The organism is Turneriella parva DSM 21527, assembly GCF_000266885.1.
GTDB lineage: Bacteria > Spirochaetota > Leptospiria > Turneriellales > Turneriellaceae > Turneriella > Turneriella parva.
Genome location: NC_018020.1, coordinates 2,098,156 through 2,113,035, shown reverse-complemented (window position 1 = coordinate 2,113,035; position 14,880 = coordinate 2,098,156). Strand labels below are relative to the sequence as shown.

Annotated in this window: 12 protein-coding genes; 8 read left to right on the top strand and 4 right to left on the bottom strand. The window is 53.7% G+C overall.

Annotated features, from left to right (window positions below; all coding sequences use genetic code 11):
* Positions 1-3 precede the first annotated feature (3 nt).
* Positions 4-1,677 (top strand): energy-dependent translational throttle protein EttA, encoded by a 1,674-nt coding sequence (gene ettA, locus TURPA_RS10195; RefSeq protein ID WP_014803221.1) that lies wholly within the window; start codon positions 4-6, stop codon positions 1,675-1,677.
* A gap of 2 nt (positions 1,678-1,679) precedes the next feature.
* On the opposite strand, the gene TURPA_RS21770 is transcribed toward ettA, so the two are convergent.
* Positions 1,680-2,414, bottom strand: a complete 735-nt coding sequence (locus tag TURPA_RS21770; protein WP_014803220.1) for a response regulator — start codon at positions 2,412-2,414, stop codon at positions 1,680-1,682.
* Between the two features lie 109 nt (positions 2,415-2,523).
* Here TURPA_RS21770 and TURPA_RS10185 point away from each other — a divergent pair, with 109 nt between their 5' ends.
* Positions 2,524-5,088, top strand: coding sequence for a SpoIIE family protein phosphatase (locus tag TURPA_RS10185; RefSeq protein WP_014803219.1), 2,565 nt, complete (start codon positions 2,524-2,526; stop codon positions 5,086-5,088).
* A 28-nt stretch (positions 5,089-5,116) separates the two neighbouring features.
* Here TURPA_RS10185 and TURPA_RS10180 read toward each other — a convergent pair whose 3' ends face one another.
* The gene (locus TURPA_RS10180; RefSeq protein WP_041948446.1) at positions 5,117-5,455 is read right to left on the bottom strand and encodes a hypothetical protein; all 339 of its coding nucleotides are present in this window, start codon (positions 5,453-5,455) and stop codon (positions 5,117-5,119) included.
* 234 nt (positions 5,456-5,689) lie between these two features.
* On the opposite strand from TURPA_RS10180, the gene serC reads away from it, so the two are divergent.
* The 4 genes from serC to TURPA_RS10160 are packed head-to-tail and all read left to right on the top strand — an operon-like array spanning position 5,690 to position 10,202.
* Positions 5,690-6,796 (top strand): 3-phosphoserine/phosphohydroxythreonine transaminase, encoded by a 1,107-nt coding sequence (gene serC / locus TURPA_RS10175; protein ID WP_014803217.1) that lies wholly within the window; start codon positions 5,690-5,692, stop codon positions 6,794-6,796.
* Positions 6,789-7,847, top strand: a complete 1,059-nt coding sequence (gene hemH, locus TURPA_RS10170; RefSeq protein ID WP_014803216.1) for a ferrochelatase — start codon at positions 6,789-6,791, stop codon at positions 7,845-7,847. The genes serC and hemH overlap by 8 nt, the downstream gene beginning before the upstream one ends.
* A gap of 4 nt (positions 7,848-7,851) precedes the next feature.
* Complete coding sequence (gene fmt, locus TURPA_RS10165; protein WP_014803215.1) at positions 7,852-8,835, top strand: methionyl-tRNA formyltransferase; 984 nt, start codon at positions 7,852-7,854, stop codon at positions 8,833-8,835.
* Positions 8,832-10,202: an MATE family efflux transporter gene (locus TURPA_RS10160; RefSeq protein ID WP_014803214.1), complete on the top strand. Its 1,371-nt coding sequence runs from the start codon at positions 8,832-8,834 to the stop codon at positions 10,200-10,202. The genes fmt and TURPA_RS10160 overlap by 4 nt, the downstream gene beginning before the upstream one ends.
* Here the strand turns inward: TURPA_RS10160 and TURPA_RS10155 are convergent.
* Positions 10,185-11,087 (bottom strand): diacylglycerol/lipid kinase family protein, encoded by a 903-nt coding sequence (locus tag TURPA_RS10155; protein ID WP_014803213.1) that lies wholly within the window; start codon positions 11,085-11,087, stop codon positions 10,185-10,187. The genes TURPA_RS10160 and TURPA_RS10155 overlap by 18 nt on opposite strands.
* A 66-nt stretch (positions 11,088-11,153) precedes the next feature.
* On the bottom strand, positions 11,154-11,960 hold the full coding sequence (locus tag TURPA_RS10150) for a hypothetical protein (RefSeq protein ID WP_014803212.1): 807 nt from the start codon (positions 11,958-11,960) through the stop codon (positions 11,154-11,156).
* Positions 11,961-12,089: 129 nt separating this feature from the next.
* On the opposite strand from TURPA_RS10150, the gene TURPA_RS10145 reads away from it, so the two are divergent.
* Positions 12,090-13,196 carry a GNAT family protein gene (locus TURPA_RS10145; RefSeq protein WP_014803211.1) on the top strand — a complete coding sequence of 369 codons (1,107 nt, stop codon included), beginning with the start codon at positions 12,090-12,092 and terminating at the stop codon, positions 13,194-13,196.
* A gap of 170 nt (positions 13,197-13,366) precedes the next feature.
* Positions 13,367-14,860, top strand: coding sequence for an Omp85 family outer membrane protein (gene omp85 / locus TURPA_RS10140; protein WP_014803210.1), 1,494 nt, complete (start codon positions 13,367-13,369; stop codon positions 14,858-14,860).
* Positions 14,861-14,880: the final 20 nt, after the last annotated feature.

The window sequence follows — 14,880 nt, the reverse complement described above, 5'->3', positions numbered from 1 at the left end:
AACATGGCAGATGACAAAAAAATAATATTCTCAATGGTGGGGGTGAGCAAAGTTTACCCGCCGCACAAGCAGGTGCTGAAAGATATCTATCTTTCATTTTATTATGGGGCGAAAATCGGCATCATCGGCCTCAATGGTTCGGGTAAATCATCGCTCCTCAAAATTATCGCCGGTGTTCTCAAGAGCGACAAAGGCGAAGTTGTATTCTCTCCCGGCTATTCAGTGGGATATCTGGAGCAAGAGCCGCAACTCGACGAATCGAAAACTGTACGCCAGATTGTCGAAGAAGGTGCGGGTGAAGTTGTTTCTCTCTTAAAAGAATACGAAGCTGTCAGCGAAAGTCTCGGTACCGACCTCAGCGATGACGAAATGGAAAAGGCGATCGAACGCCAGGGCGAGCTGGGTGAACTGATTGAAAAGGCCAACGGCTGGGAGCTCGACAATATGCTGAGGCGCGCGATGGATGCGCTCAACTGCCCCGAAGAAACAGCAGTCATTAAGAATCTTTCTGGCGGCGAGAAGCGTCGCGTGGCCCTTTGCCGCCTGCTGCTGCAAAAGCCCAAGGTGCTGCTGCTCGACGAACCCACGAACCATCTCGATGCAGAATCGGTGCAATGGTTAGAGCAGCACCTGCAAGAATACGAAGGCACTGTGATTGCAATCACGCACGACCGTTATTTTCTCGACAATATCGCCGGCTGGATTCTCGAACTCGATCGCGGCGAAGGTATTCCCTGGAAGGGAAATTACTCTTCTTGGCTCGAACAGAAATCGAATCGCCTCGCCAACGAAGAAAAGGCCGAATCGAAGCGCCGCAAAACGCTCGAACGCGAGCTTGAATGGGTACGCATGGGCGCAAAAGGCCGCCAGGCCAAATCGAAGGCACGTCTCGGCGCGTATGAGAAGTTACTGAGCGAAGACGCCAAAGAAAAAGAAAGCAAGCTCGAGATCTATATTCCCGATGGGCCGCGCCTGGGCGATAAGGTCATTATTGCTGAAGGTGTGAGCAAGGGTTATGGTGACCGCTTGCTTTATGAAAATCTCAATTTCGAGCTACCACCGAACGGCATTGTCGGTGTCATCGGCCCGAACGGTGCGGGTAAGACGACGCTCTTCAGAATGATTATGGGGTTAGAGAAGCCCGATGCAGGTAAATTTACGGTTGGCGAAACCGTGAAAATTTCTTACGTCGACCAGCAGCATTCGGCAATCGATCCCAATAAGTCGGTCTTTGATGTCATTTCAGGCGGGGCGCAAGAAGTTAAGGTCGGTAAAATTTCAGTCAACGCGCGAGCTTACATGGCGCGCTTCAATTTCAGTGGCGCCGATCAGGAAAAAAAGTGCGGCACGCTCTCGGGCGGTGAACGCAATCGCCTGCATATGGCACTCGCGCTCAAAGAAGGCGGTAACGTGCTGCTGCTCGACGAACCCACGAACGACATCGACGTGAACACGGTGCGGGCCCTTGAAGAAGGCCTCGAGAGCTTTGCGGGCTGCGCTGTTGTGATCTCGCACGACCGCTGGTTTCTCGACCGCGTCGCGACGCACATTTTGGCTTTCGAAGGCGATGCGCAGGTGCGCTTTTTTGCCGGCGGTTTTTCTGAATATGAAGAAGACCGCAAGAAACGCCTGGGCGGCGAACCCCCCCGGTTCAAATACAAGAAACTGGTAAAATAGCTTCAGCCGTACTGGCGGTGCTCGAGAGCGTCGTCTTCGGTGATGAAGAGCGTCGATTCGAAATCGGTCATCACATTGATCAGCGGGCCGTAGCTTCTGCCCGCAACCACCAGCGGCCGCTTCGGGGCAAAAACCGCGAGAAGCTGCGTAAAGGTTTTGAGCTCAGCCTCAGCAAGGCCAGGCAGCGCTGAAAGATTAATCAGAATCTGCTCGCTGCGCGTCAGCGCCTGCAGCGACGTCGAGTAAAGCTGCCGTGTTTTGGCGATTGAGTCTGCGGTGAAAACACCGCCGAAAACAAATTTCAGAACCCCGGGTATGCGTTCGGTCACGACTTTGGCCTCGGTGCCGCGCTCCCCCGTCTCTTTCTTAAACAGCAGCATGCGGCGCAGGTTGGTCATCTTCTGCCCGAACTGGTTGATCTGAAAAGGTTTACCGATATAGTCGCTGATGCCATAACGCATGCACTGCAGCAGCATCTCTTTCGTCTTATCGGCGGTAAAAACCATTACCGGCATCTCGCGTGTCATCGGGTTGTCTCTGATCGACCTCAAAACCTGAACTCCGCTACGCCCGGGAAGCCCCATGTCGAGCAGCACCGCGTCAAAATAGTGTGTGCGCAAACGCTCTAACCCTGCTTCACCCGTGAGACAAAAGGTACCCTCAATCTGCAGTGGTTTAAAGATGGCGGCGAGCAGTTCGTGCTGAATCTGGTCGTCTTCAATTACGAGAATTTTCATTGTGCCGCCAGCCGGTGGGTAGCAAGCAGTGTGCCCGCGGCCTCGTAAACTGAAATCGGCAGGTCGAAAAATCTTCTACCCAACTGTGCGCGCCCTTTGAGGCTGGCGCATGCAGCGCGGATTGATTTTTTTACTGTTTGTCGCGTCGATTTCGGGTCTCTACGCCACACCCAAGAATCTGGTTCGCGAAGACATGTACCTGCGCCCGGGCTTTGACAAAACATGGATCAAAGAATGGCCTGAGCGTTCTAAAGCGCTCGCCGCGTGGCACCACCAGCCATCGAGCACCACCGACACTCGCCCGGTGAAGATCGCCACGCTGGGCGAGCCTTTTCCTAAACCAGGAATCTACCGCTGGCCCTCAGACAAAGTTCACGAGTACACCGCAGTGACGCGATTCTTCTTGCAGCCTGATGAACGAAAGGCCCCGGTCAGCTGGGGGTTGAGGCTTGGCAGCATCGCTGACAACTGGCAGGTATTTCTGAACGGCACAGAAATTGGCTCTGCATGGCATATTGACCCGGCGGGCGAACGCATTCTGGTTCACCGCGCCATTCGCGATACGGTCATTGAGCTGCCTTCGTCGCTTCTCGCCAGCGGTGAAAATATTCTGGCGTTTCGTCTGGCGGGCGACCACGGCAGCGCCGAGGTAGGCTTTTATCTCGGGCAACCCTATGAGGTCGATCACCTGCGCACACTGCTCAGCCGCCGCAGCGAGACTGTTGTGTTGATTCTGATTTGCCTCTATCTCGCGATCGGTCTATACCACCTGCTGCTCTATTCGCGCCGTCGGCAAGAAAGCTATAACTTCTATTTCGGCATCTTCTGTGTCGGCCTGTTCGTGTATCTTTTTACGCGTACAGCAATCGTCTTTGAAATTTTCGAAGATACTACGCTTATTCAGAAAGTTGAATACATCGTACTCTTTAACGTCTTAACACCCTTTTTGATCTTTATCGACAGGCTCTTTGAAAAACGCATCACGCTCTTCCCGAAAATTTACGGCGCCTTCGGGGCTGCACTTTCGCTCGCGGTAATACCTACCACATCACATTTTAACACGACCATATTGCGCGTCTGGCAGGTGAGCGCCCTGCTCGGCATTCTCTATTTTCTTGCATTTCAACTCTTTCGGTTTGTGATACGCGAAATTCGCACCCGTTACGCCGATTCGCAAAAGGTGACGACTATCGCCAAAAGCCTGTCGGCTTTCAAAAACACGATGCTGTTCTCACCGGCCGGCAACCTGCTGATCGGTATTTTGACTATTATGGGCACAGCGGTGTTTGACATTCTCGATTCGGTCATTTTCGCAACAGGCATTGCCTTCACGAAATACGGGTTTGCACTTTTTGTCATTGGCATCGCAGTAATGCTTGCTAACCGCTTTCTCACGGTACACAACCAGGTAGAAGAATTAAATGAGAATCTTGAGAAGAAAGTCGAAGAGCGCACTCGCGAACTCAAAGAGAGCCTTGTACGCGTTCAAGATCTCAAGAAACAACAAGACGCCGATTATTTTCTCACCGCTCAGCTTCTAAAACCGCTGGCCGCAAACACCGCGCACAGCGACAATATTGATATTGAGTATTTAATCCGCCAAAAGAAAACTTTTGAATTCAGAAAATGGAAATCTGAAATCGGCGGCGACATCAACATGGCCGCGTCGATTATGCTGAAAGACAAGCCGTTTGTTGTGTTTGTCAACGCCGATGCGATGGGCAAGTCGATGCAGGGCGCAGGCGGCGCGCTCGTGCTCGGGGCAGTCTTTCAGTCTACGATCGAACGTCTCAGATGGACGAAAGAACTTTCTGATGTTTTTCCCGAGATCTGGCTGCACACGACCTTTCTCGAACTGCACCGCATCTTTGAAAGTTTTGAGGGCTCGATGCTCATCTCGCTGGTCATTGGGCTCATCGACGAAAAATCAGGGCTCATGTATTATATTAACGCCGAACACCCGAGCATGGTACTTTACCGTAACGGCGAGACTCGCTTTCTCGATACCGAAATTCTGCGCAAGCTCGGCACGCCCGGCATCAAGGGCACCCTCGAGATTCACTGCTTTCAGCTCGAACCCGGCGATATTCTCGTCATGGGGTCAGACGGTCGCGACGACGTCATTCTCGGGCACAACGCCGATGGCTCGAACATCATCAATGAAAACGAGCAGCTGTTTCTTGAACACGTGCGCGAGGCGAAAGGCAACCTGCAAGAGATTCACCATCGCGTCGCGAGTATGGGCGAAATTATGGATGACCTGTCTCTGCTGCGCATTGAATTTAACCCGAAAGAAATACCTGCGGCTGTCGAAGAGCAAGATGAGAAGCTAGAGGCGCTTCGCCAGCATGCAAACGAGCTGGCTGAAAAAACTCAATACAATGAAGCAGCCGAACTTTTGATGCAGATTTATGAAATGCGGCCGCAAGATATCGAAATCTGTTATTTGATTGCGCAGAATTTACGCCGCGAAAAAAAGATCAAGGCTGCTTTACAATGGGCTGAGCGCGCCGTGCTGCGTGACGGCCATAACCTGCAATACCTGCTGCTCGCCGCTGAACTCAATATCATGGTGAGGCGCGCCAACAAGGCACAGGGCTATTTGCGGCGGGTACTCGAGCTCGAGCCTGAGCACCAGCGGGCGGCAAAGCTCGAAACTATGATTTTACAATAATGCACTGCGCCTGAGGCGCAGTGCATTTTCAAATCTCGGGCACAGGCCCAAGATCGTCACGGGATTCAGCACGCCCGTCAATCCTCAGGTATTTCTGGCCGGCAACTTCAACGGCCTCGACTTTGTTCAGAGGCTTAAGTCGCGAATCTTGCAACTCTGCAGTATAATAGACCCAGCCTTCTTCGAGATCGCGCAAGATTTCGAAGCGGTATTGAAAACAGGTTGAATCTCGGCCGTTTGAAAGCTCGACCATCACCAGCTCAGGAAATCGATCAGAATATTGCTGCCCAACGATGTAGCACGTGCCGGCGCCCGATTTTTTCGGCAGGTCGACATGTAACAGAACAGAGAGCGCGGGTAGCAGCATGGCTGCGCGTATGCAGCGGGGTACAGCTGTAAAGCCAAATTGCCAGCAGAAGCGCCGGGGCTTTACAAGCCACGGCGCTTCTGCCGGTTTGTAGTGGTCGGCCAAAGAGCACGACGCCCGTAGGCCGGCGACGCACACGCTTGCTTCCGCCATCCATGGCTCCGCAAGCCTGGCGACCTCGTGTCGCCCGGTGCGTATTTGTCGACGGCCTGTCTAAATCATCAAATTAGACGCATGTTCGATCACCGTATACACAACTTTAACGCAGGCCCGGCGGCGATACCCCTGCCTGTTCTTAAAAAAGCACAAGAAGAGTTTTTGAATTTCAAAGGCACCGGCATGTCTGTCATGGAGATGTCTCACCGCTCGAAAGAGTTTGAGGCAGTGCTCGCGCGCGCGCTCGATGGCGTGAAGAATGTCATGGGTGTTCCCGACGACTATTCGATCATTCTTGTTCAGGGTGGCGCAAGCCTGCAGTTCTCGATGGTGCCGATGAACCTCGCCCTGCCCGGCAAGAAAATTGACCTTATTCAGACCGGCGCCTGGACGCAGAAGGCCGAAAAAGAGGCGAAGAAGCATGCCGAGGTCAATATTGCCGCGACCACCGAATCTGAGAATTTCATGCGGTTGCCAAGGCCCGAAGAGATCAAGCTGACTGCCGACGCAGCGTATGTTCACATGTGTTCGAACAACACAATCTTCGGTACTGAATACCACTGGCTGCCCGACACCAAAGGCGTGCCGCTCGTGGCCGACATGTCTTCGAACATCTGCTCGCGCGAGCTCGATGTCAGCAAATACGGACTCATTTTCGCGGGGGCGCAAAAGAACCTCGGCCCTTCAGGCGTGACGCTGGTCATCGTTCGCAAAGACCTTGCCGAGCGTGCCGACAAGAAGCTGCCGTCGATGCTGCAATACCGTACGTACATCGCAGAGAACTCGCTCTACAACACGCCACCGACATTTGGCATCTACATGCTCGCGCTGACGATGGAGCACATTCAAGAGACCGGTGGCCTCAAGGCAACCGAAGCGCGCAACGTCGCCAAGGCAAACACGCTCTATGAAGCGATCGACGGTTCAAAAGGTTTCTACCGCTGCCCGGTAAACAAAGCCGACCGCTCGCGTATGAATGTGAACTATAGAATCTATAAGGGCGATACAGCCAATGAGGATCTCGAAAAGCAATTCGTCAAAGAGGCTGAGGCAGCCGGCCTCGCAGGTCTGAAGGGCCATCGTTCTGTCGGCGGTCTGCGCGCTTCGATCTACAATGCAGTCGGACAAGATTCGATAAACGCGCTGGTCGCGTTCATGAATGACTTCGCGCGCAAAAATGGCTAAACAGCAGAACGGCGAAGCCGTTCTGCTCATCAACTTAGGTTCACCCGATTCGCCTAAGGTAAGCGACGTGCGCCGCTACCTGGCCCAGTTTCTGATGGATGGTTACGTTATCGACGTGCCCTACCCGATTCGCTGGATGATCGTACACCTGTTTATACTGCCGTTCAGGCCGAAACGTTCTGCCGAAGCCTACAGCAAAATCTGGGAAAAAGACGGTTCGCCGCTCTTAACGAACACCAAGAAGTTCGCTGAAAAGGTGCAGAAATTCTCAAGAAAGAAAATCTACTGGGCAATGCGTTACGGCAACCCTTCGGTGCTGCATGTTCTGACGACGATGCGCAATGCCGGCTACACGCAGATACTCGTGGCGCCGCTGTATCCTCACCATGCGCTGTCATCGACAGTCACGGCGATTGAAGAAGCAAAACTGCATGCTGCAGATTTGAAACTCGAGCTGAGCTTTTTGCCCGCTTTTTATGACCAGAAGGCGCACCAGACGGCGCTCGCAAAACTGGTGAAACCCGCCGGGGCAAAACACGACTATGTGCTTTTCAGCTACCACGGTCTGCCGGTGCGGCACATCACGAAGGCCGATATAACCGGCGCATATTGCCTGAAAGTCGAAAACTGCTGCGAACGGCGCAATGAGCAGAGCATGCCTGCAGCCGCCGAGGCGCATAAAACGTGTTACCGCCACCAGATTATTGAGACCACAAACGCAGTGGCAAGAATTGCGGGCATTAAGAGTGATCGTTATGGCTTTTCATTCCAGTCGCGGCTGGGGCGCGCCGAGTGGTTGAAACCGATGACCTCTGAATTTATCTCAGAGCTACCCAAAAAAGGTATTCGCCGTCTGGCGGTGATTGCGCCTGCATTTGTTGCCGATAATCTTGAGACGCTTGAAGAGGTGAATATGCAACTGCGGGAAATTTTTCTCGCGGCCGGTGGCGAAAAATTTACCTATATCCCCTGCCTCAACGACGACAGCGCGTGGGCAAAAGGTTTCGCGCAGATTCTGAGCGATTCGCAGAAACCGCACACGCGCGCGTAACGCGATGACCGGTAAAACCCGCATAGTCTTCTGGGGGTCGCCCGGTATTGCTGCCAGTTTTTTGCGTGATCTGGTGCACAACCACAGCGACAGGTTTGTTATCACGGCGTGTGTTACCCAGACAGAAAAGACGATACAGCGGCAGGGCAAGACAGCGGCACGCTCGAAGGTGCACGATACGGCTCTCGAACTCGGCCTGCCCGTGCTGACGCCGAAGTCGGTCAAGAAAGAGGCCCGTGAAATTCTGAGCACGCTCAGCACTTTTGGCTATGATCTTTTTGTCGTCGTCGCGTATGGCAAAATTCTGCCGCAATCGATTATCGATGCTCCGCCGCTCAAATCAGTCAACTTTCATGGCAGCCTGCTACCGCTTCTGCGCGGCGCATCACCCATCGAACACTCATTATTGTACGGCTTTCGTGAAACCGGCTGGACTCTGCAACGCATCGTCGAAAAACTCGACGCTGGCGACATCATAGCACAGTCGCAGGTCGTTATAGATGAAAATGAAACCACCGGCACTCTTTACGAAAAACTCAGCGCCGACCTGATTCAAAACGGCGCACAAATGCTCGCCGACTACGCCGACGGCAAGGTAACGCCCCGACCACAAGACGAATCTGCGGCGACGCACTGCGGAAAGATCTCGGCAGAAGATGGCAGACTAAATTTCGAAAGGCCTGCGCATGAAATCTTCAATCGCTGCCGCGCCTTCACCCCCCGCCCGGGCGTTTTTGCCATGTTCAGGGGCAAGAAGGTGAAATTGGCATTGTCCCCACCCCCCGTCCCCCTCCCCACACGTGGGGAGGGGGTGCCAGAGGCGGGGGTGGGGACACTCACCAAACACGGCAAAACCGACCTCTCTGTAGTCTGCGGCGACGGTAACGTGTTGAACATAGTCTCCGTGACCCCCGAGGGCAAAAAGCCGATGGCAGTCGCTGATTTTATGAACGGCTATCGCCTGCAAGACGGCGACCGATTCGAATGATTTCGCGAAAAAGATCTTACGGATCATTCAGAGAGCTGGCGCCGATTGCCTTGCCGATCGTGCTGTCGCAGGCGATCGATGTGCTGATGCTCTTCTGCGACCGGCTTTTCGTCTCGCAGATTGGCAAAGAGCAGCTAGCAGCGACGCTTTCGGGCGGTATTCTCACCTTTATGATGACGACTCTGGTAACGGGCACACTCGGCCAGATCAACCCGCTGGTGGCACAGTACCGTGGCGCGCAGAGGCCACACGATGCGACGCGCGTGGTGCATCAGGGGTTCGTGTTTGTTCTGTTCTTTGCTCCCGCAGTCTTTTTAATCTCGCGCGCGGCGGCTCCCGAAGTTTTTTCTTTTTTCAATCACGGCGGAGTTTTGCTCAGCAGCGAACTCGGCTATTTTGAAATTCTGAGCCTGACGCTCTTTACCGCTGCCATTCGCCAGGTCTTTGCAAACTTCTTCATTGGCATCGGTGAAACGAAGATGGTCACAATCGCTTCGCTGACTGCCGTGGGGCTGAACCTGCCGCTCGCTTATGCCCTGACTTTCGGTGCATGGGGTCTGCCACAGCTCGGCATGCGCGGGGCAGCCTGGGCAACAGTGATCGCCGGCTTCTTGCCCATCGGTATTTTTGCGGCACGCTTCTTTGCCGCCGACCTGCGCACGCTCTACAACACGCGCATGCGCCCGCGTTTCGACCGCAATATTTTTCGCCAGCTCGTGCGTTATGGTTTGCCAGCCGGGCTTGAGACTTTTGTCAACGTCGGCGGATTTACCTTTTTCACGATGGTTATGTACAGCTACAGCCCCGACGTCGCTGCGGCGACAACCATCGTGCTCAACTGGGATATGGTGTCCTTTTTGCCGCTGCTGGGCATCAGCCAGGGGGCATCAAGCCTCGTCGGTCGCTATCTCGGTGCCGGTAAAAAAAAGCTCGCTCTGCGTTCGGCGTGGTCTGGCCTCAAGGCCGGTTGGGGTTATTCCATTATCATCACATCTATCTACCTCTCGGCCACGGTGACGCTCATCGTCATCTTTGCGCCACGCGATAATCTGGTGTCGTTCGACGGAGTCGTCGCCGTCGGCAAAACGATGCTGCGCATCTCTTGCCTCTACTTCTTTTTGGACGCAACGTACAGCGTACTCGGTGGTATTCTTAAGGGCGCCGGCGACACCTTATGGACGATGCTCGTCTCAAACACGGCAATGTGGACTGCGGCTGTGCTGGTCTACCAGTTCAAAGACCGAATGGGGCTGACCGCAATCGGCGCATGGTGGGTGCTGACGGCAATGGTATCGAGCCTCGGCCTTCTGTTCTTCTGGCGGTTCATTCAGGGCAAATGGCTGAACCGGTTAATGATAAGCGCTTAGCCGCATTGTGGTCTTGCGTTTGACCAGATCGAATCTGCCGCTCGTGACTTCTTTCTCGCGGGCACTCAGAATATCGCCATCGACCTGCACCGCCGCAGGCTTCAGAAGCTGCAGGCTCAGGCTCGACGAGCTGAAGACCTCGACCTCTGAAAACGCAGTGTGCGCGCCGGTCTTCGCTGCAAGAATAATGCGAATGAGCCGAATAAGTCCCGTGCGGCGTACGGTCACAATCTGAAAGTCTGGCGAATAAAAACTCGCACCCGCAGCGAACCTCAACCCCGAAGCCCAGTGTTTGAGCTGCGTGACAAGAATGATCGAATAGCGGCCGCTCACGCGGCGGTTGCCAATATTGAAAGTCGCAAAAACTGTTTCACGGCGCAGCAGGTGCGCAGCGACTATGCACAGTGTACCGATGGTCTCTTGAAATTTTCTTAGCGGTGGCAAAACGCGCAATAGTTTACCCACCCAACGGTTGACGATAACGCCGAGACCCCAGTTCGCCTGACCGATAAATACCTTTCGTTTTTTCTCTGCGCTGAGTTCGCCCAGATAAATCGAGCCGCTCATTTTTCCCTGCGCTTCGTCGATGTCGATGACAATGTCATTCACCGAACCGGCCGGTAAAAACAGCAATTCGCCTTTATATTTCAGAGCAGAGAGCTCTTCTGCCGCGATCGTCAGAGATGAATCGCCGCCGCAAATGCCGAGCGCATTAAACCGGCGAGCGTAAGCGCGCGCGGTCGCTCTGAAATCCGCCTCGCTGGTTGAAATGTGCTGCGTGATTGTTTTGCCTTGCGAAACAAGAGCTGCCTCGAGACGCGGCCACTCTCGTAAGGTACGACCGCCACCCGAAGTGGGATTGATAATGACGCCTATTTTTCTCATGTGCGCACCCTCCGAGCGCCTCAGGGTGCGAACGGTCGCTGAGGTGCTCGAAGCGATCAACCCGGACTATTTCAATAGTGATTCAAGGGCCTTAATTTCACGCACGAACTGCCATGCCTGCAGATCGCCTTTGATCTCGTCGCGAATTTTTCGCGACAGGTAATAGAGCGAGCGTGTGTAGCCCATCTTCGCATAGGGTTCAACCCACTGCACGAGAAAGCCTTCTTCTTTTTCCCAGGTGTGGGCGCCGCGCATGGTTTCGCCAACACTTGAACCGGTGCGCTGGCCATATTTTTCACTGAGTTTGCCGTAGAGTTCTTCAGCTTTGAGCAGCGGAAAAATACTTTCGACAAAAAAGAACTTCGCCGTGCCAGCTGTCGGGTCGTCAGTCGCAGGTTTCTCAGCTGGCTTACCGGTCTCAGGCTTTGGCATGGATTCTACAGCCTTGGCTGCCGGTTTTTTGTAGAACACGTAACGGTAATAGATTTCGCGCCGGCGAATCAGAATTTCCCGGTCAGGGTTATCGGATATGATTTCAACGTTATCCGCTGCATTCGCGTTAGAGGCCATGACGCGAAAGCGATCTTTCATTTCTTTGTAGCTCATGCCCCAGGCGATACCATCAAAACCCTCAATCTTGGCCCCACCGTTGTTGTTATTGCTATTGCCGGTCGAACCGGGGCCGCTGGTCGGTGCAGGGTTGCCCGCTGTTGCCGGCTTCGGTGCGGTTGCCGAGCCCGGCGTCGCCGTCGCTGGCCGCGCGGGAGAAGCGGCCGCAGGCCGTGGCGAGGTTGGCGCCGCCCCGGGCGGTCTGCCGGCCTGAGCCCAGAGCACTGTGGTAGTTACCACAAGCGAGAGTACAAAAATGCGCATTTTCACATTTTATTATCGGGTATTTTCGCGAAAAGCCTTATATGTACAATAATCCCAGGGCATTTACGCCTTTGGGTAAGGCCAAGAAATCTCATTCTCAAGGTATGTACCATTTGGCGCATAGCGCCGATGTCGCTGCAGATTCAGACCCTGACAAACTCAAAGAATGATGTAAAGAAGTTTGTCTATTTCATGAAGCGGGTTTACCGCAAATATCCGCACTTTGTGCCGCCGATCTATTCAGAGGTCGTGAAGTTCATTTTGAAAGGGCCCTTCAATAAAATCGGCGAAAAGCAGCTGTTTGTCGCGCTACGCGACGGCGAGATTGTGGCAAGACTTTCGGTTCACCGCAATTTTGCGCATAATGAGTTCTACAAAACCAACCAGGGTTTCTTCGGTTTTTTCGAGGCATTCGACGACCAAGAGGCTGTGAACGCCATTTTTGCCGAGGGTGAAAAATGGCTCAAAGAGAGAGGATGTAGTTCTGTACTCGGGCCCATGAACTTTGCGGTGTATGATGAAATCGGTCTGCTCGTCGATGCCTTCGACATCGACCCGGTGCTCATGTGCACTTATAATCCCCCCTATTACCTGAAGCTGCTCGAAAATGCCGGGTTCAAAAAAGAGGTCGATTGGTATGCATACCTTAAAGACACGACGATACCCAATTTCATGCGTCTCATCAACCAGCGCGTGCTGAAACAGCCCGGCATGGTCATTCGCGAGGTGAACCGCAAGAAAATCGACTCAGAGGCCGAAGCAGTAAAGCACATCTTTAACCAGGCGTGGGCCGAGAACTGGGGTAATGTTCCTTTTACCGACGAGCAGTGGCACCACCTGGTGAAAGACCTGAAGATGATCATCAATGAAAAGCTCGCGTTCATTACCGAGCTGAACGGCAAACCGATTGCCTTTGCGATCAGCCTCATCGATGCGAACCAGGCGGTCAAGAAAGCGAATGGCAGCCTCTTCCCGTTTGGCATCGTTAAACTGTTGCTTGAAATGCGAAAGATCAAGCGAGTGCGCACCACAATCATGGGCGTACTGAAAGAGCACCGCAACAAGGGCATTGAAATTGCGATGGTTCACAAGACGATTGAAAATGGCATCGAGCTCGGCATCACCGAATCGGACTGCTCGCTGATCGTCGAGACGAATACTGCCATGAGCAGCGTACTCGAAAAAATCGGCTGCGTGAAGTACAAGACGTACCGCGTTCTTAAGAAAGATATCTGAACATAGGTTTACTCAAATGGTGGCTCAGGTCTTGCCTGCGGCTATTTTCGATTGACGATTGCGGCATAACGCACCCCATGGCCGACCGGGCAGGCTTGATTCAGAAGGTGGCAACAGACAAATAGCCGCGTTCACCCCTGCCCTGATGTAATTTATCTCGAGGAGACAACATGAGAAAAATACTGATGAGCCTCTTGGTGCTCGCACTGGCTGCCCCTGCCGCGTTTGCGCAGAAAAAGAAAGCGGCCAAGGCGCCTGCAAAAAAAGCGGCACCCGTCGCAGCACCGGCGGCACCGGCAGCTGCAGCCCCTGCTGCAGCGGAAAATTCAGAACAGCCAGAAATCGACGAAGCCACGGCGAAAAAATACGATGTTTCAGCCGAACTGGTCGAATCACTCAAGCGCAAGCGCGTGCTCAACGACAAAGACTTCGCCAAGAAGAAAGAAGGCGGTTTTTTTACCGGCCTGCCGCTGCTGAACTCAGACCCCAACACGGGCTTCGGCTACGGCGCACGTGTGTTTTTCTTTCAGAACGGCCAGAAAGAAGACCCGCTGTTTCGCCGCACACCATACCGCCACCAGGTTTATGCGCAGTTCTTTCAAACCACTTACGGCTACCAGTACCACGAACTCAACTGGGATTCACCCTACATCATGAACTCGCTCTTCAGGGTGCGGTCGGCTCTGGTTTTCGAGAAGAATATCTGGGCGAACTATTTCGGTACCGGCGCCCGAACCATGAACGCGTTTCAGTTCAATAACCTCACCTACGACAAGTACGCCGAGTACAACGACGAGCTGCGCAAAGTCGATGCGAGCGGCAACACCAACTCAGCCTTCAACCGTTATTCGTATGAGCGCCCAGCGGCGGTGGCGTTCTTTGAACGCGACTTCTTCGGTGGCATCGTGCGCCCGCAGTTCGGCGTACATATCGGTAAATACAATATACGCGATCTGCAGGGCAGCAAAGTACAGGCTACCGGCGGCGAAGGCACCAGCAATGCAACCCTGCTTGGCGTTGAAAATCAACAGGGTCTCGTGCGCGGTTACGACGGCGGCTGGCATAATCTTGGCCGCGCAGCGATTGCCATCGATACGCGTGACTATGAGCCAGACCCGAACAAAGGCCAGCTCTTCGAATTTATTTCGGAGTTCTCGAACAAAGCTTATGGCTCGCAGTTCAATTTTGCGCGCTATACAATCTCAGAAAAAGTCTATTACAGTCCATTCGAAAAATACGTCGACCTGGTTCTCGCTGGTCGCGTCGCCTATACGCAAGCAGTGGGAGATATGCCGTTCTACGCGCTGGACCAGTTTGGCAGCACCGAGCGCATCTACCAGGGCGGCCTGGGCGGCTTAAGGTCACTGCGCGGTTACAAGGCGAGCCGCTTCATGGCGACGAATATGGCCCTAGCGAACTTTGAAGTCCGCTGGACAACCTTTGACTTCGAAGTTGCAGGGCAGAGATTCGCACCGATTCTCGTGCCGTTCTTCGATATCGGCAGCGCATTCGATAAGCCCGGGGATATCAAGACGAGCGTCTGGCGCTACTCCTATGGTATGGGCCTGCGCATCGCCTGGAACCAGGCGACGATCGTCATGGTCGATTATGCGATGAGCAAAGAAGATTCGAACATGTTCATCAACTTCAGCCACATCTTCTGAGTTTTTCACTCTGCGCGGCC